General features: G+C 67.7%; 22 protein-coding genes and 2 pseudogenes. 17 read left to right on the top strand and 7 right to left on the bottom strand.

The features are described 5' to 3' along the window. Positions 1 to 140: 140 nt before the first annotated feature. The 8 genes and pseudogenes from FHR37_RS33445 to FHR37_RS14650 all read left to right on the top strand — a co-directional run. Positions 141 to 212, top strand: a pseudogene (locus FHR37_RS33445) (hypothetical protein); the annotation flags it as partial. Beyond that, positions 200 to 865 (top strand): IS3 family transposase, encoded by a 666-nt coding sequence (locus FHR37_RS14680; RefSeq protein ID WP_092887738.1) that lies wholly within the window; start codon positions 200 to 202, stop codon positions 863 to 865. The pseudogene FHR37_RS33445 and the gene FHR37_RS14680, both read left to right, overlap by 13 nt. A 304-nt stretch (positions 866 to 1,169) precedes the next feature. Beyond that, complete coding sequence (locus tag FHR37_RS14675) at positions 1,170 to 2,633, top strand: IS110 family RNA-guided transposase (RefSeq protein WP_330831739.1); 1,464 nt, start codon at positions 1,170 to 1,172, stop codon at positions 2,631 to 2,633. Positions 2,634 to 2,659: 26 nt separating this feature from the next. Further along, a pseudogene (locus FHR37_RS14670) lies at positions 2,660 to 2,958 on the top strand (integrase core domain-containing protein); the annotation flags it as partial. Positions 2,959 to 2,972: 14 nt separating this feature from the next. After that, a complete protein-coding gene (locus tag FHR37_RS14665) occupies positions 2,973 to 4,730 on the top strand; it encodes a CehA/McbA family metallohydrolase domain-containing protein (RefSeq protein WP_179771006.1) in 1,758 nt (585 codons plus the stop codon). A 72-nt stretch (positions 4,731 to 4,802) separates the two neighbouring features. Further along, positions 4,803 to 5,126, top strand: coding sequence for an endonuclease/exonuclease/phosphatase family protein (locus FHR37_RS14660; protein WP_202818419.1), 324 nt, complete (start codon positions 4,803 to 4,805; stop codon positions 5,124 to 5,126). A gap of 237 nt (positions 5,127 to 5,363) precedes the next feature. Then, positions 5,364 to 5,639: a DUF6221 family protein gene (locus FHR37_RS14655; RefSeq protein ID WP_139239261.1), complete on the top strand. Its 276-nt coding sequence runs from the start codon at positions 5,364 to 5,366 to the stop codon at positions 5,637 to 5,639. 111 nt (positions 5,640 to 5,750) lie between these two features. Then, positions 5,751 to 6,761, top strand: a complete 1,011-nt coding sequence (locus tag FHR37_RS14650) for an MASE1 domain-containing protein (RefSeq protein WP_092890473.1) — start codon at positions 5,751 to 5,753, stop codon at positions 6,759 to 6,761. 81 nt (positions 6,762 to 6,842) lie between these two features. Here the strand turns inward: FHR37_RS14650 and FHR37_RS14645 are convergent, their stop codons facing one another. From FHR37_RS14645 to FHR37_RS14625, 5 genes are all read right to left on the bottom strand, one after another. After that, entirely contained in the window at positions 6,843 to 8,177 is a 1,335-nt protein-coding gene (locus FHR37_RS14645; protein WP_237769137.1) for an MFS transporter, read from the bottom strand. 21 nt (positions 8,178 to 8,198) lie between these two features. Next, the gene (locus tag FHR37_RS14640) at positions 8,199 to 9,602 is read right to left on the bottom strand and encodes an MBL fold metallo-hydrolase (RefSeq protein ID WP_092890470.1); all 1,404 of its coding nucleotides are present in this window, start codon (positions 9,600 to 9,602) and stop codon (positions 8,199 to 8,201) included. 43 nt (positions 9,603 to 9,645) lie between these two features. Continuing rightward, complete coding sequence (locus tag FHR37_RS14635; protein ID WP_092890467.1) at positions 9,646 to 9,990, bottom strand: rhodanese-like domain-containing protein; 345 nt, start codon at positions 9,988 to 9,990, stop codon at positions 9,646 to 9,648. A gap of 220 nt (positions 9,991 to 10,210) precedes the next feature. Next, positions 10,211 to 10,993 (bottom strand): sulfite exporter TauE/SafE family protein, encoded by a 783-nt coding sequence (locus tag FHR37_RS14630; RefSeq protein ID WP_092890464.1) that lies wholly within the window; start codon positions 10,991 to 10,993, stop codon positions 10,211 to 10,213. Positions 10,994 to 11,107: 114 nt separating this feature from the next. Further along, positions 11,108 to 11,944 (bottom strand): GntR family transcriptional regulator, encoded by an 837-nt coding sequence (locus FHR37_RS14625; RefSeq protein WP_092890461.1) that lies wholly within the window; start codon positions 11,942 to 11,944, stop codon positions 11,108 to 11,110. Positions 11,945 to 12,133: 189 nt separating this feature from the next. On the opposite strand from FHR37_RS14625, the gene FHR37_RS14620 reads away from it, so the two are divergent. From FHR37_RS14620 to FHR37_RS14610, 3 genes are all read left to right on the top strand, one after another. After that, positions 12,134 to 12,397, top strand: coding sequence for a metal-sensitive transcriptional regulator (locus FHR37_RS14620; RefSeq protein WP_202818417.1), 264 nt, complete (start codon positions 12,134 to 12,136; stop codon positions 12,395 to 12,397). Between the two features lie 140 nt (positions 12,398 to 12,537). Continuing rightward, complete coding sequence (locus FHR37_RS14615) at positions 12,538 to 13,128, top strand: rhodanese-like domain-containing protein (RefSeq protein WP_092890455.1); 591 nt, start codon at positions 12,538 to 12,540, stop codon at positions 13,126 to 13,128. Positions 13,129 to 13,192: 64 nt separating this feature from the next. Next, positions 13,193 to 13,402, top strand: coding sequence for a metal-sensing transcriptional repressor (locus tag FHR37_RS14610; RefSeq protein WP_092890452.1), 210 nt, complete (start codon positions 13,193 to 13,195; stop codon positions 13,400 to 13,402). On the opposite strand, the gene FHR37_RS33440 is transcribed toward FHR37_RS14610, so the two are convergent. After that, positions 13,328 to 13,717 (bottom strand): cation-transporting P-type ATPase, encoded by a 390-nt coding sequence (locus tag FHR37_RS33440; protein ID WP_175542849.1) that lies wholly within the window; start codon positions 13,715 to 13,717, stop codon positions 13,328 to 13,330. The genes FHR37_RS14610 and FHR37_RS33440 overlap by 75 nt on opposite strands. Positions 13,718 to 13,964: 247 nt before the next feature. Here FHR37_RS33440 and FHR37_RS14600 point away from each other — a divergent pair, with 247 nt between their 5' ends. From FHR37_RS14600 to FHR37_RS14580, 5 genes are read left to right on the top strand one after another with little or no spacing between them, the layout of a single operon-like run. Then, positions 13,965 to 14,636 (top strand): ArsR/SmtB family transcription factor, encoded by a 672-nt coding sequence (locus tag FHR37_RS14600; RefSeq protein ID WP_092890446.1) that lies wholly within the window; start codon positions 13,965 to 13,967, stop codon positions 14,634 to 14,636. Between the two features lie 2 nt (positions 14,637 to 14,638). Beyond that, positions 14,639 to 15,136, top strand: a complete 498-nt coding sequence (locus FHR37_RS14595; RefSeq protein ID WP_092890443.1) for a hypothetical protein — start codon at positions 14,639 to 14,641, stop codon at positions 15,134 to 15,136. After that, entirely contained in the window at positions 15,072 to 15,875 is an 804-nt protein-coding gene (locus FHR37_RS14590; RefSeq protein ID WP_237769136.1) for a DsbA family protein, read from the top strand. Before FHR37_RS14595 ends, FHR37_RS14590 begins: the two co-directional genes overlap by 65 nt. Then, positions 15,872 to 16,813 (top strand): cytochrome c biogenesis CcdA family protein, encoded by a 942-nt coding sequence (locus tag FHR37_RS14585; RefSeq protein WP_092890437.1) that lies wholly within the window; start codon positions 15,872 to 15,874, stop codon positions 16,811 to 16,813. The genes FHR37_RS14590 and FHR37_RS14585 overlap by 4 nt, the downstream gene beginning before the upstream one ends. Continuing rightward, positions 16,810 to 17,193 carry a DsrE family protein gene (locus tag FHR37_RS14580; protein WP_092890434.1) on the top strand — a complete coding sequence of 128 codons (384 nt, stop codon included), beginning with the start codon at positions 16,810 to 16,812 and terminating at the stop codon, positions 17,191 to 17,193. The genes FHR37_RS14585 and FHR37_RS14580 overlap by 4 nt, the downstream gene beginning before the upstream one ends. Before the next feature lie 265 nt (positions 17,194 to 17,458). On the opposite strand, the gene FHR37_RS14575 is transcribed toward FHR37_RS14580, so the two are convergent. Continuing rightward, positions 17,459 to 18,496 carry an NAD-dependent epimerase/dehydratase family protein gene (locus FHR37_RS14575; RefSeq protein WP_092890431.1) on the bottom strand — a complete coding sequence of 346 codons (1,038 nt, stop codon included), beginning with the start codon at positions 18,494 to 18,496 and terminating at the stop codon, positions 17,459 to 17,461. Positions 18,497 to 19,037: 541 nt separating this feature from the next. Between FHR37_RS14575 and FHR37_RS14570 the strand changes: the two genes are divergently transcribed. After that, complete coding sequence (locus tag FHR37_RS14570) at positions 19,038 to 20,198, top strand: glycosyltransferase family protein (protein ID WP_175542848.1); 1,161 nt, start codon at positions 19,038 to 19,040, stop codon at positions 20,196 to 20,198.

Raw genomic sequence — 20,198 nt, 5'->3', positions numbered from 1 at the left:
GCGGAGAAGGCCTGTGACCACACGTCAAACGGGCGTGTGAGTTGCTGGAGGTCTCCCGTGCCGCCTACTACGCCCACCGCACCGGCCGCCCATCTGCCCGAGCGCGCCAAGACGTCGAGCTGACCGCGCAGATCACCCAGGTGCACGCCGCGTCCAAGGGCCGTTACGGCGCCCCGCGGGTCCACGCCGAACTACGCCGGTGCGGCAGGCGGCACGGCAGGAAACGGGTGGCCCGGCTGATGCGCGAAGCCGCCCTGGCCGGGCGGACACCGAACGGTGGAAGAAGACCACCATCCCCGATCCGGACGCGGCCGCCCGGGCGGACCTGATCCGCCGGGACTTCACCGTCGACGCCGGCGCACTCAACGCCCGCTGGTGCGGCGACATCACCTACGTGCGCACCTGGGAAGGCTGGCTGTACCTGGCCACCGTCATCGACATCTCCTCCCGCAAGGTCGTCGGCCACGCCATCGCCGACCACCTGCGCACCAGCCTGGTCGCTGACGCACTGACCAACGCGATCGCGGCCCGTGATCCTGAAGCTGGGGTGATCTTTCACTCCGACAGAGGCTGTCAGTACACCTCGACTACCTTCGCTGACCTGGCCGTCGACTACGACGTCCGGCTGTCGGTGGGCCGGACCGGGCAGTGCTGGGACAACGCCCTGGCCGAGTCGTTCTTCGCCTCACTCAAGGGCGAATGCCTCGACACCCAGCCCTGGCCGACCCGAGCCCACGCCCGCCACGCCATCGTCGACTACATCGCCTGGTACAACGGCACCAGACTCCACTCCGCACTGGGCTACCAGACACCCACCGAGTACGAACACGCCAACGCCGAGCAGCTCACCACGCAGATAGCCTGACCAAGCCATCACCCCTGTCCGTCAAAGCGGGGCAACCTCAGCATCGCCCGGATCGTTCGCCTGGTCACCGACATTCAAGCTGGGTGAAGCTCGAAGGTCCCCGGATTGTCCGGCCGGCGGTGTGAGGATCGACGGGTCCGGCACCTGCTCACCGTCGTTGCTTCACCGATCGGAGCGCGCCTCGCGACTCCTTGCCTGTTGATCACGTTGGTGAGCGGGGCCTCTGCCGGAGAAAGGGCCGCCCTGTTAGGAACCCGGCGACCGTCGAGAACGCCCGCGGCGGATCCCTGTTAGCGAATGTCCGGTGCGGTCGTTCTCGGTCGGCAGCAGGCAGTCGGTGTCGCACTGCTGTCGTCATGAGAAGGAGCTGGAAGTGCCGCTTCGCCTAGGCATCGACGTCGCGTGTCGGGCTGCGCATCAGGTCAGCCTTGCCGATGAGCAAGGCCGATTGATCTGGTCAGGCCGACGTTTCCGCACCACCCCACCCGACCTGGACCAGCTGTGGTCGAGCCTGCCCGACGACGCCGACCCGGGCGAGGTGCTGGTGGTGATGGAGCCCACCCGTAACGCCTGGGTCCCGCTGGCCGCCTGGTTCCGGCGCAAAGGCGCCCGGGTCGTGCTCGTGCCGCCGGAGCGGTCGGCGGACCTGCGCAACTACTACGCCAAACACACCAAGAGCGATCGGCTGGACTCCCAGCTGCTGGCCAGACTACCGATGCTGCACCCGGACGGGCTGCACCTCGAACAGGGCCTCGGACCCGGCGATGCGCTCAAGCGTGCAGCGAAGCTGCACTCCACACTGGTCCATCGCCGCACCCAGAGCCTGGCCCGGTTGGACACGCTACTGGAGCTGCTCGGCCCGGCATGGCACTCCGCGATCGGCGCCGACCTGGGCAACCGCACCGTGTTGAAGTTCCTCGCCGCCGGATACGCCGACCCCCACGTCGTCAAGCGTCTCGGCCGCGTCCGGCTGGCTCGGTTCTGTCACCGGCACTCCCGCGGCGCCTGGGGTGAACCACACGCCGACGCACTGCTGGCCGCCGCCAGGGAAACCCTCGAGCTGTGGTCCGACGGTGAACTGGACTACCCCGACCTGGCCGAGGACATCGCGATCGAAGCCCGCCTCGCACTGCAGCTGAGCGAGGAGCTCAAGGACCTCGACGAGCGGGCCACGCTGGTGCTCAAGGCCGCCGACCCGAACGGCATCCTGACCTCCGCCCCGGGCGTTGCCACCATCACCGCAGCCGCGATCCTCGGCCGCCTCGGCGACCCGAACCGCTTCGACTCACTCGCGGGCGCCCGTGCGTTCACCGGCTTGGTGCCGATCCTCGACTCCTCCGGACTCACCGGACGCCACGGCGGCCCCACCAAGCGCGGCGACGCCGTTCTGCGCCAAGCCCTCTTCATGGCCGCCAGCCAAGCCCGCCGGATCGACCCCACCCTGGCCGCGAAATACCACCGGCTCATGGTCAACGCCGGCAAGCACCACAACTCTGCGCTCTGCCACATCGCCACGACCCTGCTCACCCGGATCATCGCCTGCTGGCGCGCCGGGCAGCCCTACCAACTGCGCGACGTCGACGGCAGCGCAGTCACTATCGACCAAGCCCGAACGATCATCGCCGAGCGTTACGCGATCCCCAAGGACCTGCGGGCCAGGCGCCGAACCACCACGAACGCAGGAACGGACCGGCGAAGTAAGGAGTCGCCACGCGCTCCGTCAACCGGCCCGTCCACCACCCACGCTACGACACCCGGAGCAGCCTGAACGAGCTTGACATCCCTTAGGAACTCAACGGCGCGAACTACCGGGCCGGGCGTTCGTGCGCACGGCGACCGCGTTCGCCTCACGCCACCAGCGCACCCGCCCCTACACACCCCGCCACAACGGCAAAGTCGAGCGCTATCAGCGCACCCTTGCCGAAGAACTCCTCTACGCCCGCGTGTGGACCAGCGAAACCCAGCGTGCGCAGGCCATCAGCGTGTGGAACATCCACTACAACTACCATCGAGCCCACACCGCCGCCGGCGACCAACCACCCGCCTCACGCCTCCACCAGACCGTCACCAACGTCATGACCCGCAACACCTAGGCGTCACCGCGGCGGTGGGCTCGGCGACAACCCCGGCGGCGTTCGCCGACGATGCGGCGACAGGGGCAGCGAGCGGCCGTCCGGTGAGCATGGTGCTGCACACGCACTCCTGTTTCAGCGAGGGTGGTAGCTGGGCCGCCGGTGGCGGTGGCGGTGGCATGATGGCCCAGCTCGAGCAGGCCGTACGCAACGACATCGATGTGGTCTGGTGGACCGACCACGACTGGCGGATGGAGGCGTACGGCTATTACGACGGGATCGCGTTCGACGGCACCGACGAAGGTGGCGGCCTGCAGTGGTTCGTGCAGAACGACGGCGCACTTGCCGATGCCGATCATGCCTTCGTGGACGACCCGCACAGCCCGGACGAGCCCGGCAAGGCGTTGCGGGTCAGTGCGTCCGGACCGGAGGCCGAGTGGGGGGCCTCGTTCCTGTGGGCGAAGGCCGGCAACAGTTTCTACTCGACCGACCTGTCCGACACCACGTTGACGATCGACGTACTCGGCGAACGGGTCGGGCCCGACGCCGAACTCGTCGTGCAGTTGGAGACGTCCTACCGTCCCGCGACGGCCGGTCGGCCCGCGGGTGTCTATGTGCTGGAGTACCGGCTCGCGGCCACGGCCGGACGCCGCCTGGCCGACCCACTGACCGGCGTCGTGGCGGTCGCGTCCGACGGTGTCTGGCAGCGGCTGGCCATCCACCCCGTCGACGACGTCCGGGCGTTCTGGCCGGACCTGGTGGCCGAGGACTCCGGGCTCGCCCGGGTTCGGTTCGGTGTACGGGCGCGCAACGGCGCCACCGCGTCCGGGGTGTTCGACCGTTTGCGCTTCGACCGTACGCGCGACCCGCTCCGCTGGCCGGTGCGCACCCGGCGCGACCTGATGCGGCAACTGCGCAGCAGGTGCCCGGGCGTGACTCAGCTTCTGTCCGCGGAGGTGTCGATGGTGCGTCACATGAACGTGTTCATGGAGGACTTCGAGCTCTACCCGTACCCACCGAGGGGCAAGGCGCCTGTCCTCGACAACTCGGTCGAGGCAGCCGAGGCGATGGTGCGCTGGTACCACGAGCGTGGAGCGCTCGTGCAGTACAACCACCCGCCCATCAACCCCGGCGAGCTCGTCACCGGCCGCGCCCTGGGAGCCGACCTGATCGAAATTGCCAACGCCGACGGCGATTTCACGGTGATCCGTGACCGGATCGACCAATACGACGTCGCGGCCCGGAACGCGATCTTCCTGACGGCAACCAGTCAGGTCGACGACCACGGCGGCCGTGACTGGCAGGGAAAGCCGCATCTTTACACCACCGCGGTGTGGGCGGAATCGCGTCAGGCACGGGACCTCCTCACCGCGCTGGCCGCCGGGCAGGCGTGGTGGTACCACCAACGGCTGTGGCCGACCGGGCAGCTCGACCTCGCGGTGGGCGGTCGGCGGGCGATGGGCCGGGTCGTACGGACCTCAGCGACTCGCCTGCCTGTCGACATCGTGGCGAACAATTTGCCGGAGGACTCGACAGTGCAGGTCGTGGTGGGGGAGTGCGATCGCACCGGCCAGACGACGCCCGCGGTCACCCGGCACACCTACCCTGTCTCGTCGTTCGCCTCAGGCCGGCTGAGGTTCCAGCTGGAGCGGGAGAACGGGCGCTACCTACGCGTAGAAGTCCGCGACGCAGGGGACGTGCTTCTGGGCTTCGGCAATCCGGTCTGGCTTCTCTCGCCACGCGGCGACGTAGAAGTGCCGCGTGCCCGCCGACTCTCCTACACGGGCCGCTGACCCTGAAGCTGACCCGCACCGGCGGCATCTGATCGCCGGGCTCCCCGCCATGACCAGAACTGTGGAGTCGACATGAACAATCCCCTCGTATCCCGACGCAGCGTCCTCGTCGGCGCCGGCCTGGCGGCCGTGACGGGAGTATGTGCCGCACCCGCCGCCACGGCGGCCACCTTCACGACCCCGGCCGACTCCAACGTCACCTCCGCCGGAAGCACCGTCCAGCTGCGGGTGGCGACGTACAACATTCATGCCGGGCTTGGCCAGGACAACGTTTTCGACCTCGACCGCACCGCGGCCACGATCCGGGCGCTCGACGCCGACCTGATCGGCCTGCAGGAGGTCGACGTCCACTGGGGTGCACGCTCCGCCACAGGCGGTCGAGGACAAGTCGTGTAAACGCACCGGCCACCTAGTCCGGCGCCAACACCGGTCTTGCCGTCGGCGGCGCGCTGGCGGCGGCTGCTGCTGCTGCTCTGGGCGCCGTGCTTATGCGGCACCGTACGGTCAGTGGGCGATCGCCTCACCTGGGGGCCGGTGGAATCGGCGGCCCACGCGAGATTCGCGGAGGCCGCCGACCCCCCGCCTCGTCGAATCACCGGCCTACCACGAGTGGATGACGCCTAGCCTGATCGCATGAGTGTGGACCGCTTCCTGCTCGCTCGCATCGAAGAGGACAAGCACCTGGCCAGGAAGGCCTACCACCTCACGATGAGTCAGCCGGAACTTGAACGCATCCTCAAAACGTGCGCGGCAAGGCGATCCATCGTCCTCCTGTACCACGAAGCGATAGACGAGCAGAGTCCATTCGCACACGCATACCTCATCGCAGTCAAAACCCTCACAGCGATCTACAACGAACATCCGGACTACAAACCTGATTGGGCGCCACCCACACCCAAAAGAAGATAATACCCAGTAATGCGGCAGGTAAATTCCTCCGCCAGTGCGCCGTCTGGTTTACCTGGATGACCTTGGATCTCGGGGTGGGGTCGATTGGCGTGATGAGTATGCTTTGGAAGCGTGCTTCACGGGTCAATAACGAGAAACCGTGTGGTCGCCGGTCTTCAGATCCTGGCAATCGCAGCAATCTACTCTGCCGCCACGCACGTCGTGCCTTCCCAGGTGGTGGGTGGCTGGCGGGTCAGTATGTTGTGGGCTCCGACTGGTGTGGGGCTGGCTGCTCTGCTTGCCTTGGGCCCGCGGGTCTGGCCTGGGATCGTGATCGGCTCCTTCGTCATCAACACGTCCCTCGGGCGTCCACCAACCGCGTCGGTGACTCTTGCGGCAGCGACAGCCCTCGGACTGCTGTGTGCTTACATGCTGCTCCACAGGGTCGGATTCCGGGTGGAAATGGACCAGCCGAGGGATGTACTGGCGTTGGTGTTTCTGGGAGCCTTTGTCGGGGCCACGATCATTGCGTCCACGAGCGTTGCCACCTTCGTCTTGTCCGGTCTGGAGACGACGCACAACTTCGGTACGACGTGGTTCCTGTGGTGGTTGAGTTACATGATGGGGGTGCTCGTCGTCACCCCGTCCTTGCTCGTCATTGTTCGGGCCCGGCGGCCGCACAGCGTAGACCGACGCCGAATAATTGAGGGCGCCGCCCTCACGGTCGTCATTATTGTGGTCATGCTCGTGGTGATCCACAGCTCGACAGACTTGTTATTCCTCGCCATCCCCTGCGTTGTCTGGGCCGCGGTGCGCTTCCGAGTGGCGGGTGCGGCCCTGTCGGTCATGGTCGTCTCAGCCATGACGATTTTCGCCGCGCTGCAAAGACTTGGCCCGTTCGCGCACGAACCCCTGGCCGCAAACGTGGTAACCGTCGAGACCCTCATTGGGACTACGGCTCTGACCGCTTTCATCCTCGCCGCGACCACTATGCAACGCGACGCTGCACACGAACAGATCCGGTACGCCGCCGGAGTTCTCTACGAGGCCGTGAGAACGATCGACCAAAGGTTGCGGCCCCGGACAGATCCAGCCACTTCGCGGGGCGGGAGGACGCACGCCAGGGCCGATGACGGTTCGTAGCGGTCTACGACGGTCAGAACGACGGACTCCAAACCGCCGACGGCGGCGAACTCGGTGAAGAGGGCGTATTTGGCGGCGCGGTCACTCATGCACCGCTCCTTCCGGCGCGATGTCTGTGGGCCGGTGGTGCGTCTCGTACATGCGGATCGCGACGACCAGCCCGGACAGGGCGGTGAGGCCGGAGACGACCCAGACGGCGGTGCGTACGCCGAGGGTGTCGGCGACCACACCTGCCAACAATGCGCCGACGGCGAATCCGCCGTCGCGCCAGAGCCGGTAGACGCCGACGGCTCGGGCGCGCCAGGCGGGGTGGGCGACGTCGCCGATGGAAGCCAGCAGCGTGGGGTAGACCATGGCGGTGCCGGCGCCGAGCAGGACGGCGGCGATCGCCCACAGCCAGAACCCGGTGACGGCGGCGATGACTGCGAGCGCGACCGCCTGCAGCAGCATGCCCGCCACGATCATCCACTTGCGGCCGAGCCGGTCGGAGAGGGCGCCGGTGACCAGCTGCCCGAGCCCCCACACTGCGGGGTAGAGCGCGGCGAGGATCCCGATCTTGGCGACGGACAGACCGGCTGCGGCGAAGATGATCGGAAACAGTCCCCAGGCGAGGCCGTCGTTGAGGTTGTTCACCAGGCCGGCCTGGCTCGCCGAGGAGAGCGCGGGTTCGCGGAAGCTGGTCTGGCTGAACACCTCCCGGTTGGTCAGCTCGCTGTGCAGGTGGTCGTGCCGGCCGTCGGCGCGGGCCACGTGGTGGGCGGCCTCCAGCCGGGCGTGCTCGCGGGTCTCCTTGACCACCAGCGTCGAGAGGCCGAGGCCGAGGGCGGCGAACGCGATTCCGAGGAAGAACGGCTCCGGGCGCAGCCCGTAGGCCTGGGCGATGTAGCCGGTGGCCAGGGCGGTGGCCGCGACCGCCGCGTATCCGGCAGCCTCGTTCAACCCCATCGCCAAACCCCTACGCGCTGGGCCGACGAGGTCGATCTTCATCACCACCGTGGTGGACCAGGTCATGCCCTGGCTGATCCCCAGCAGCAGGTTGGCCGCGATCACCCAGCCCCATGACGGCGCCCAGATCAGCAGCAGTGGTACCGGGATCGCGACGATCCAGCCCGCCACGAGGACGGGTTTGCGTCCCCACCTGTCCATCCAGGTGCCGGCGAAGTAGTTGGTGGCTGCCTTGGCCAGGCCGAAGACGAGGATGAAGGTGAGGCCGGCGGTGTAGCCGGGCAGGCCGAAGACCTCCTTGCCCAGCAGCGGTACCACCGTGCGTTCCTGTCCGAGCATCCCGCCGACCAGGGCGTTGACCGCGACCAGGAGCGCGAACTGGGGCAGGTTCTGGCGCAGCCCCAGCTCGACACGTCCGGACGCGTCGCCCGTTGCCGGCTTGGAGATCCCGTTGTCAGGTGTGGCGTTCACTCGCTGCGCTCCGTTGCTTCATCAGCTGTCGGGGCCGACGAGGTGCAACCCGACCTTGCGGGCGTTGTCGAAGCTGTCGTCGATGGCGACCAGCGGATGACCGGCCGCGTCGAGCAGGGACGCGGCAACCGAGGCTCGGTAGCCGCCGGCGCAGTGCACCCACACCTCGCCCGCGGGCACGTCGGCCAGTCGGCGGGGGAGTTCGTGGATGGGGATGTTGATCGCGCCCTCGATGCGCGCGGCGGCGTACTCGTCGGCCCGGCGGACGTCCAGCACCGTCACCGGCCGGTGATGGCGCACCTGGGCCAGGTCGGCGAAGGTGGCGGTGGGAAAGCTCGCGAGGTCGTGGCTGGTCCAGTCCTCGGGCCGGCCGGTCGCGGCAGCCGCTGGACGATCTATGCCGATGCGGACGAGTTCGCGTTGCGCGGTCGCCACGTCGTCGGCGGTCTCGCCGAGGAGGGTGAGAGGTGTGCCCCACTCGATGAGCCATCCGAGGTAGGTGGCGAAGCCTCCGTCGACGCCGAAGTTGAGGCTGCCGGGTACGTGGCCGGCTGCGAACAGGGTCCGGTTGCGCAGGTCGACAACCCACTCTCCGGCCTCGATCCTGCGTCGTACCTCGTCCGGATCCGCCGGAGTGGGCGGGGACAGGTCCGGCTCGGACGGGCCGGCCGCGTTCGCAGGTGCCATGTGGGCGTAGTAGGCCGGGTATGCGCCAAGGCCCGCCAGCAGTTCGCGGACGTAGGTCTCCTCGTCCTGGGTCAGGACCGGATTGCTGATCTTCTCCTGCCCGATGGTTGATGCCGTCGCGTCGGACTGGGTGGCCGAGCAGAAGGAACCGAATCCGTGCGTCGGGTACAGCTCGGCGGATTCCGGCAATTTCGTGGCGAGTTCGTGCGCCGACGCGTGTTGGAGGCGGACCAGCTGGTGGGTGTGGTCTGCTCCCAGGAGGTCGGGTCGGCCGGTCGCGCCGTACAGGAGTGAACCGCCGGAGAAGACCGCGACCTGCTCGCCGACCTGCTGGTCGTGAAGCACGTATGACAGGTGGGTGTAGGTGTGGCCGGGCGTGGCCACCGCAGTGACGCGCATCCGGTCGCCGACCTGCACGATCTGCCCGTCGCGAACAGGGGTTCGGTCGAACGACACGTCGTCGTCACCGTTGACCATGTAGGTGGCGCCGGTCCTGCGCGCAAGGGCGAGACCGCCGGTGACGTAGTCGTTGTGGATGTGGGTCTCGAACACGTGGGTCAACCGAACCCGGTGGTGTTCGAGTAGTTCGAGGACCCGATCGATGTCGCGCTGGGGATCCACCACGAACGCGACTTGGCCGTCGTGAACGACGTAGCTGCGGTCTCCCAAAGTGGGGGTCTCGAGGGGGAGCACGCTCAGCTTGGTGTTGCTTGTACGGGCGCTGGTGGTCTGGGTCATGTCGGTCTCCGCACGTATGTGTCGGCTGGTGGAGGTCGGGCTGTCAGGCATGTCGTGGCATGCCGGTGTCGACCGGCCGACGGGAGTGGGCCCAGCCCTTGGTGCCGCCGGCGACGGAGTACGCGTCGAAGCCGGTCCGGTTGAGGAAGTCGGTCATCGCGGCGCTGCGGTTGCCGGAGGCGCAAATGACATAGATGGGGGCGTGTTTGGTGAGTTCGCCCAGCCGAGTAGGAAGTTGGCCCATCGGGATGAGCACGGCACCTGGTACATGCCCGGCGACGTATTCGTTCATCTCGCGAACATCGATCAGGGCCGCGCCGGAGCCGAGTGCGGCGGCAAGCTGATCAAGGTCGACCTCGGGCGTGGCGTCTGGGCGGTTCGGGGCCATGGTCTCGCTGCTCCTCTCGTCGGTCCTTCCAGGATACCCACCGGGGTACCCGACCAGAGTCAACCGTAACACCCCGGGGGGTATTCCAGGTTCGAGGTGGTCGGGCAGACGGCAGGCGCTCCGCCGCTGAGGAGTTCCTTACGAAAGGCAGGTTCACGCGGCGGTGCCGTAGATGCACGGCAACCACACCAGGAGCGGGCCGTCCCTGCAGCGATAGCCGCTACTTTTCGATGGCGGCGGGGTCGATGATCAGGAGTACGACGACGAGGGCCGCGACGGCGAGGACGAGGTAGGCGAACCAGCGGCGTAGCCGGCCGGCGTTCAGTCGCGTGGCGGCCCGTCCGGCGACGAGGGAGCCGACGATCGCACTTCCGGCGAACGCGGCGGTGAGGGTGTAGTCGAGGGTGACCTGGCCGGCGTAGGCGACGAACCCGGCGGCGGCGTTCACGGCGACGATGACCAGCGAGGTGCCGACCGCCGCTGTCATCGGCAGGCCGAGGAGTAGCACGAGCGCGGGAACGATGAGGAAGCCGCCGCCGACGCCGAACAGGCCGGTGAGGAAGCCGACAACGGCTCCGGTGGCGATGGCCTTGGGCAGGCAGGTCTGCCAGTGGACGCCACCACCGGGCAGGGCACAGGCGCCACCGGTGTCGGAGGGTTCGCGCAGCATGCGTAGACCGGCGGCGACCATCAGGACGGCGAAACCGGCGAGTACGACCCACGGGGGCAACAGTCGGTTGACAGCGGCACCGCCGAAGGCGGCTGCCGCGCCAGAGAGGCCGAACACCGCGGCGATCCGCCACTGGATCTGCCCGGTCCGCAGGCGTGGGATGAGGCCGGTGAGCGCGGAGACGCCCACGACGAGCAGGGAGGTGGGGATCGCGGTGCGCAGCGGCATTCCCACGCCGTAGACCAGGGCGGGAACGGCCAAGATCGAACCGCCTCCGCCCAGCAGCCCCAGCAGGACGCCGATGAGCAGCCCGAGCAGGAGTGCCGCGGTCACGCGAGCCGGCCGGTGACGGTCGGTGCGTCGAGCTGGTGGCTTGCCTGGGTCATTGGGTTTCCTTACGGGGTCTTGGTGTCGAGCCCGGCTTTGCGGGCAGAGTCGAGTGGCCGGTCAGCTCAGGAGTAGTGCTGACGGCCCGTTCTCGTTGTTCGTATCCCGGCCGCCTGTAACGATGAGGTGTCCACTGCGCGCGGAAAAGCCCGACGTAACTCCGAAGCGGTCTCCGCGCACCAGGGTTTGACGCCATTCGACGGCCCGATCGACCGAATACGCGAGCCTGTCAATTGCGAACGCTGCGGTGCCCTCGGGCATGTCGAGCAGTTCTTGCTCCGCTGGAGTAGGTATGACAGCGCGGAGGCGTTCGTGACCTCTGGACAGGCGTGTCCCACAGCGCGTGTCGAGTTCGTGGTACAGGGCAGTGTTGGCGAAGTCGGCTTCGAGTAGGGGGGCAGCGATGCTGGCGGGCAACCAGACCCGGTCGATCGCAAGCGGTTCGCTGTCGGCAAGGCGTAGGCGAGCTAGGTACAGGAGGGGGGTGGACTCCTCCAGGCCAAGGCGGGTGGTGACGACTCCGTCGGCGCGGATGTCGAGTGCCATTACGACGCTGTGCTGGGTGTGCCCAGCTGCCTCCACGGAGGCGAACAGGCTGTAGAGGGTCCCCAGGGGCTGTTCGATCTCGGCGGGTTGGACGGGCATGGGGGAGCGTCCTCGTTCAGCGGTGACGAGTCCTTCACTGCGTAGCTTGCGCAGTGCTTCGCGCACGGTATGTCTGCTTACGCCGTACTCGCGTACGAGGGAGAGTTCTCCCGGAAACGCGGCGGTGAACGCGCCGGCGTCGAGTCGACGACGCAGGTCGTCGTAGATCTGGGCCCAGAGAGGTAGGGCGCTTGTGCGGTCAACCCCCCGAGACGTCGGATCTCCGCGAGTGGTGCCCTCAGGTCCAGCCATAGTCGACACTCCTTGCCGGTACCGCGGGTTTGAGCCTATGTCCGGACCAGGCAAATGTACGGTCATTCGGACGGGCCGGCAAACCCCATGACCGGGAGGCCCGCCCTGATGCCTGAGCTCCGCGTCTGGGAATGCCCCTGCTACCGTCGAGGTTGTACCCCCTGGGGTATCAAAGGCGAGGGAGTGGTCATGGAGATAGAGGCGAACCAGCTCAAGGACGTTGTGAACCGCCTGAAGCGGGTGCAGGGCCAGCTCGGCGGGGTCATCCGGATGATCGAGGAAGGACGCGACTGCGCCGACGTGGTGACTCAGCTCGCGGCCGCGGCCCGGGCGCTCGACCGTGCCGGGTTCAAGATCATCGCCACAGGCCTGCGTCAGTGCATGGTCGAAGAGGAGGGCGAACGAAAGGTCGACGAGGCCCAGCTGGAGCGGCTGTTTCTCTCCCTGGCCTGACCGCGAACGCCTGGACGATCTATCCGACGGCGACGTCTGGACTGCTGCGGCTCCGACTAAAGGCAGGTCGCGCTCATCAACGACAGTTACGATTCCGCCCGCAAAGCCGGGCTTGACACTGAGAACCCGTGAGGATCCACATGACTCAGGCAACGCATCAGGTCGACGCGACGACGGTTGCCGGCTGGCTAGCCGACCCCCACCGTGCCGATGCGGTGACCGTCGTCGACGTACGCACTCCTGCGGAGTTCGAGTCCGCGCACATCCGGGGTTCGTACAACGTGCCGCTCCGACTTCTCGACGAGCACGCCGACCAGTTGCGTGAACGCCTCGGCCACCGGGTCGTGCTCGTGTGCCAGTCCGGCGTCCGGGCCGATCAGGCGAGGAAGCGCCTCGCCGCAGCCGGCATGGACGGCCTGCACGTCCTGGACGGCGGCGTGCCCGCCTTCGCCACGGCCGGCGGCGACGTCGTCCACGGGCGCCGACGGTGGGCCATCGAGCGGCAGGTACGCCTGGCCGCCGGCCTTCTCGTCCTCCTCGGAACGCTGACCAGCCTGCTGGTGCCGTGGATGCTTGCGCTCGCCGTGTTCGTCGGCGCCGGCCTGACGTTCGCCGGGGCCACCGACAACTGCATGATGGGTCGCCTGCTGGCCCGCCTGCCCTACAACCGGGGCGACGAACCCACCGCCGAGACCGTCCTCGGCCGGCTGCCCACGGGACGGTCCGCATGACAGCCCGGTCGTTCACCGTGTCGGTCAAGTTGCCACCCACGTCTTACGCAAGGAGGTGTCGGACATGCAGATCAAGCCACAGCCGGCAAGCGACGCGCTGATCCGCATCAAACGCGCACGCGGCCAACTCGAGTGCGCGATCGAGATGATGAAGACCAACGGCGGTTGCCCCGAGCTGCTGACCCACCTGACGGCCGTGTCACACAGTCTCGACCGCGCCGACGAGGACCTGCAGGACCTCTTCCTCTCCGCGGCGCCGGAGGCGAAGGCCTGAGCCGGTGCACGGCAGGTCACCGTCCCGCCTGGTGCATGCCGAGAGCACGGAAGGCCGGCACCTTGACAAGATCGGTGGCGAACGCACCAACGCCCACGGCGACGAACCGACGATGCCGGCTTCCAGCCACTTGGCCAGAGCCAGCTCGAGCACGATGGTGGCCTCGAGCATCCAGGGGACCGGCGCCCACAGCCTCCGTACGGCCCGGACGAGAACGCTCGGCCGTTCCTCCGGAACCGCGTTCGGCCCCACCTGGTCCAGGAGGGCGCGCGCCTGCGCCGACGACAACCCCCGAGGCGACGCCGACGTACCCATGAGCCCTCCCGGTCCGGTCGGAATAGGCCGCCTCCCGACGACCCGGCGTCCCTGCCCCGGGCAAACGGGGCGGAACGAAGACGCGAGCCCACCGCCGACTCCTCCCGGACTCCCACCTGCGAGACGTTGGTTCGCTCCATCTGCGAGCCGCAGCCACGTGGACGACGGTGGGCCTCGACAAGTTCGCACCCGTGGGACGAACGACGGACGGCCGTTGTACGGTATTCCAGAGATTTCTGGAGGACGGATGCCCGATTCGAACCGCAGAGCAGCGCTCTTCGACCAGCTGGCCGTCGTGGGGAAGGCGTTCGCCAGCGCGAAACGCCTTGAGCTCATCGATCTGCTGAGTCAGGGAGAGCGCACGGTCGACTCCCTCGCTCGGGAGGCCGGCCTCGGCCTGAGCACCGCGTCGGCGCACCTGCAGGTACTCAAGATCTCCAACCTGGTCAGGACTCGCCGGGAGGGCACGAAGATTTACTACAGCCTCGCCGGCCAGGATGTGGCCACCCTGTACGCCTCGATGCAGGCCGTCGCCCGCGAGCACTCCGCTGATGTGGACAAGGCGCTGGATGCCTACCTCGGCGTGAGCGGGCTCGGCGACGTCGAGGAGGTGACGAGGGAGGAGCTCCTCGAGCGGTTGGCCGCCGGTGACGTGCTCCTGCTCGACGTGCGCCCGCCAGAGGAGTACGCCGCCGGACATATCCCGGGTGCGGTGTCGGTGCCCTTCGGCGAGGTCGCCGAACGGATGAACACCCTGGAGGTCGACACCGACATCGTGGCCTATTGCCGCGGCGCCTACTGCGTCCTGGCCCACGACGCCGTACGGCTGCTCCGTGCCGAAGGCAGGCAGGCGCGACGCCTTCAGGACGGGCTGCTGGAGTGGCGACTGCGGGGTCTCCCGGTGGAAGCGGGAGCCTGAGCATGCCCGCCCAGAGGATTCTCGGCCCGCTGGCGGGGTGGCCCGTCCGACGTTGGGGCGTCGCCTTCGCCTCGGCTGTCCTGTTCGCGGTTGTGGTGGCTGTCCCGACCGATCTGATCGACACACCCTTGTTCAGCCGTGAAGTGCCGCCGACGTGGTGGGCCTGGCCCGCGCTCGCTGCGTCGTCAGCGTTGGCGGGGCTGCTGACGGCGACGTACGTCTCACCCATCAGTGCAGTCCGGTCTTCGACCTCGCATGGAGGGTACGCGGGCGGGCTGCTGACCTTCTTCGCCGTCGGTTGCCCGGTCTGCAACAAGGTGGTCCTCCTCGCCCTCGGTAGCGCCGGGGCGATGACGTGGTTCCAACCGGTGCAGCCGCTTCTGCAGATCGCCGCGGTCGGCCTGCTGATCTGGGCGCTGCGCCAACGCGTTCGAGGTGAACGCCAATGCCGCATCGCCCAACCCGAACGGACGCCCCCGGAAAGGACGCCCAGTGTCTGAACCCACCCCCGGCAGCCGCGGTCGCATGCTTCTGCCGATCGCCATCGCCGCGGTCGCCGCCATGTTCACCGCAGTCATGCTGCTCCCCGCACTGACCGGGGACTCCGGCGACGGGGGCAGCGCCGCAGCCACGCACGACCCCACGCCGAAGGCCTCACCGAGCGCCTCCCCGACGGCGCCGAGTCCCACTACCGGAGATCCGCTCGGCAATGCCGGCGCGCCAATCGCGCTCGGCAGGGAGAACGCGCCGGTGGTGATGTTCGCCTACTCCGACTTCCAGTGCCCCTTCTGCGGCAAGTTCGCCCGGGACACCGAACCCGAACTGATCAGAAAGTACGTCGACAACGGCACGCTCCGCATCGAGTGGCGGGACTTCCCCTACCTCGGCCCGGAGTCCCTCACGGCCGCCAAAGCGGCGCGCGCCGCGGCGATGCAGGGCAAGTTCTGGCCCTTCCACAACGCGCTGTACGCCGACCAACCGCCCCCGAACAGCGGCAAGCTGACCGAGGACCACCTTGCCGGCATCGCGAAACGACTGAAGCTCGACATGCCGCAGTTTCGTCGCGACCTGAAGTCGCAGCAGGTGGCCGACGCCGTGGCACGCGACTTCTCCGACGGCCAGGCGCACGGAATCAGCGGCACCCCCGCATTCGTGATCAACGGCCGGTTCGTCATCGGCGCGCAGCCTCTCGAAACCTTCACGAAGGTCATCGACGAGGCCGCCAAGAACCCCGGATGAGCGAGGTCAGCCTGCCCGCCGCGTTCGCGGTCGGCGTGCTGGCGCTGCTGTCGCCGTGCAGCGCGCTGCTCCTGCCCTCGTTCTTCGCGTACGCCTTCGCCACCCGGACCGCGCAACTCCTGCGCACGCTGGCCTTCTACGCCGGACTACTGGCGACGCTGGTACCGCTCGGGGCAGGCGTGAGCGCGGTGTCATCGATCTTCTACGGCCATCGGTCACTGCTGATCTCGATTGCCGGCTGGGCCATCATCGCCCTCGGGCTGGTGCAGGTGTTCGGCCGTAGCTTCGCGATGCCGTTCGCCGGCAGGCTGCAGGGCCTTGCCCACCGGCCCTCGGCGGGTGACCGGCGGAGCTGGTTGTCCATCGCCGTCCTCGGCGCCGTGTACGGGCTCGCCGGCTTCTGCTCCGGACCGGCTCTCGGCGCCATCCTCACCATGGCCGCCACGCAGGGTTCCCCGGTCGGTGGCAGCATCCTGCTGGCCGTCTACGCGCTGGGCATGGCTACGCCGCTGTTCGTCCTGGCGGCACTGTGGGATCGTTTCCACCTGGCGCGCCGTCGCTGGCTGCGCGGCACCATGCTCGGTGTGGGGCCGCTACAGGTGCACACCACCTCCCTGGTGTCGGGCGTTCTGTTCATCGCAATCGGCGTGCTCTTCCTCCGCTTCGACGGCACCGCCGGCATCACGGGCGTACTCGGCGTCGGCGACACCACCGACCTCGAGGCCGGTGCGCAGGAACGAATCGTCTCCCTGCTGAGTGGAGTGCCGGCGTGGGCGGTCCCAGCGTGCGTCACCGTGGCTGCAGCGCTGTGGACGTACCGACGCGCTCGAACATCTCAGTCTCGGGCCGAGCAGCCATCTGCCGAGCCCTCCGAATCCCGCGACCGCGACCGCCACCCCGACGGCCCCGGTCCGCAGGCATCATCTGACCGTTCGTGACACTCGCAGAAGGCAGCCCAGTGAGAGAACAGACCGCAACCGCCCCGGCCAGCGTCGTCGTCCACCTCGACGAAGGGGATCCCGACAAGCACGCATCGGTACTTCGTAACCTGCGGAACCTCCATGCCGAGCTCACCGACAGCACGATCGAACTCGTCGTCCATGGCCCCGGCATCGGGGCAGTACTGCAGAACTCGCCCCACGCCGCCGAGCTTCGTGCCGCCATCACCGCCGGGACGACCGTCGTCGCGTGCCGGAACACGATGCGGGCCCTCGACATCGCGCCGGGCCAACTGATCCCCGGCGTCCACACGGTCAACTCAGGCGTCGCCGAACTGGTCCAGCGCCAAACGCAAGGATGGGTTTACATCCGCCCATAACCTGAAGACCGCAACCGGCGAGCATGCATCACTCCATCGGCCAGGTCCACGGTCACCAGGTGGTCGCCTATGCCGACGACCAACCGGTGTCGCTCTCTCGGGCAGGGATGGTTCGGCGCCGCAGCCAGCGCAGGTGCTCGGTGTCGCCGAGCAACTCCAGGCGACGCCACAGCCCCATCCGACGTCTGCCTGCCGACTGCGGACCTTGGCGGCGGGTGTTCCGTACCGGAGGTCACAGGGGGCTGGGTGTATTTCCTTGTGGTGTTCAGCTACCCGCCTTTGCGGGCTTGCGTACTGCGGGAGCCGGAACGACGCTCAAATCCGGATCCAGATCGCTGTTCGTGGTCGCCGCCAGAACCGGTTCGAGCCGGGCTCGATACCAGTCGACCTGGCTGGCCAGTCCGTCCAGAAGTTCGACCTTGGGTGTCCAGCCGAGGAGCCGGCGAGCCTCGTCGCAGCTCGCCCAGGTCTCCTCGACATCGCCCGCCTGGTGATCGGTCCTCGTTACCCGCAGGGGCGTCGGCACAAGTCCGGCCAACAGCGTAAGGACGGTGTTGACGTCCGCCCGGCTTCCGCCGGCGATGTTGAGCACCTTCCCGGGCGGCAGATCAGCCTCGGTCGCGAGGACATTGGCGCGTACGACGTCGTCCACGTGGGTGAAGTCGCGTATCTGTTCGCCGTTGCCGTACACGTTGATCTCCGCACCCCGGCACCCGGCCGCAACGAACCGATGGAACGCCATGTCGGGGCGTTGGCGCGGCCCGTACACGGTGAAGTACCGAAGGGCGACCGTGGAGAGGCCGTAGTTGGCGGCGTAAGTGTTACAGAGATGCTCGCCAGCGAGCTTCGTCACACCATACGGACTGAACGGCCGCGGCAGCGTCTCCTCGGAGGTGGGGTAGGTCGCGGCATTGCCGTAGACGGACGAGCTCGACGCGTAGACGAATCTACGGACACCCGCGTTCCGGGCGGCCTCGAGCAGGCGCTGGGTTGCCACTACATTGTGGGCGACATACTCGGAGAACTCCCGCCCCCAGGAAGGCCGCACACCGGGAAGGCCGGCCTGGTGGACTACGACGTCGACGCCGGAAAGAAGCTCAGGCAGATCTGCAGCACCGAGATCGGCCTCCAGCAGGGAAAAATTGGGTTTCGATCGAAGTATCTGGAGGTTCTCCTCCTTCATCGAGCGCGGATAATTTGCGGTGAAACAGTCGACGCCGATCAGCTCCGTCGCGCGTGGCAACAGGCGTTCGGCCACCTGACTTCCGATGAACCCGGCGACCCCTGTCACGAGATATCGCATCTTCACTCCAGCTTTACTGCACTGCTGGTGCCCGAATTTGATACAGCATTCATGCAGCTTGCGGCATGGCTCGAACGCCTGTTGTGTGATCCAGAATGTGGTGCTGGTGAGTCGTTCAGTCGACGCTAACCGACCCGGCGGAACATCAGGTGGTGAATGCAAAGGCTTGGAAAAGGGTGCGACCCAGATGCGGGGTCGAAGTGCAGCGCAGTACGTTCAATTGGTCGACCACATCGATTAGTGAGCGACCAGCCGACCTTCTCGTCAGGCTCTCGCCAAAAGCCCACCAGGTGAACTGGAGGTAAAGAGAGGACAAGCAACAGGCCTCCACGATATGACTGTTCCTTGACGCTGCGAAGGTGGCGTCCGACCGATTTATGTGTGGCGGCCTCGTCGCGTGACCGCACATACGAGGCGGGGAGCCGAAGCCATGGCGGAAAGCGCGGACGAGGCCAGATTGCTCATCTACTCTCAAGATGGCCTTGGGTTGGGTCACATGCGGCGTACGACGCTGCTCGCAACCGAATTCCTCCGCGCTCGCATGCCCGCAAGCACCCTGACCATTTCCGACTCGCCGTTGGGCCAGTTCTTCACGCCCTCCGGTGGCCATGACTACCTGAAGCTTCCGTGCATCCGGAAAACCGGCCCCGGCCTTTGGCAACCGGTCGCCCTGGCGTCGCCGTTCGACGACGTACTCGCCCTGCGACGTGAGCTGATCCGCAGCGCGGTCCAGAAGTTCCGGCCGGACGTCCTGCTGGTCGACCACATGCCGACCGGCGCGATGGGCGAGCTGGTGCCCGCCCTGGAAGCCGCCCGGGCGAGACCGGTGCGGGTAGTGCTTGGCCTTCGCGACATCCTCGACGCCCCTGAGACCGTACAGCGGAGGTGGCGGCTCGAGGGCGCCTTCGAGACGATCGAACGCCACTACGACGACGTGCTCGTCTACGGGTCGCGCGAGGTGTACGACGTGGCCGCGGAGTACGACTGGCCGGCGGCCCCGGCCCAGCGCGTGCGCTACTGCGGATACGTGTGCGCGACGCAGTCGAGCCGGTATTCCGCGGAGGTGCGCGGGCGCTACCTCGACCGGGCGCCTGCCGACTCGGCCCTCGTCGTTGCGATGGCCGGTGGTGGTGCGGACGCCTACCCGTTGTTCGACGCCCTGCTGCGGTCGCTTCCGAACTTGCTCACCGACAGACCGTGCGTCGTCGTCCTGGTCACCGGGCCCTTCCTCCCGGAAGAGGAGCGGTGCCGGCTTGTGGATCGTGCCCGTGGTCTGCCGGTCCACATCCTCACCTCGGTCCCCGATTCGCTCAGCTATATCGGCGCGGCCGATCTGGTCATCGCGATGGCCGGCTACAACACGACTGTCGAGATCCTCAGCCAGAACAAGCCCGCACTGTTGGTGCCGCGCAGCGGTCCGAGCGCGGAGCAGCAGCTGCGGGCGCGGTTGTTCGCCGAGCGAGGTTGGGTGCACTGGCTGCCGCCGGACCAGCTCGCGGGGGACGCGTTCGGGGACGCCGCCGCGAAGCTCCTGACCGGAGCAGCCCGTACGCCGGACTATCCACCGGACCTGCGTGGCCGCGAGGTGGCGGCCCAGCGGCTGCTGGCGGGCCTGGACCAGGTGAGGCCGAAATCCGAAGCGCAGGTGCTTGCGCCCGCCCCGGCTTCGGTCGGGGACCCACAACTGCTGGTCGAGGGCTGA

The organism is Actinopolymorpha cephalotaxi, from assembly GCF_013408535.1.
Classification (GTDB): Bacteria; Actinomycetota; Actinomycetes; order Propionibacteriales; family Actinopolymorphaceae; genus Actinopolymorpha; species Actinopolymorpha cephalotaxi.
The sequence above is the reverse complement of the archived record's forward strand: the minus strand, read 5'-3'. Positions and strand labels throughout refer to the sequence as shown.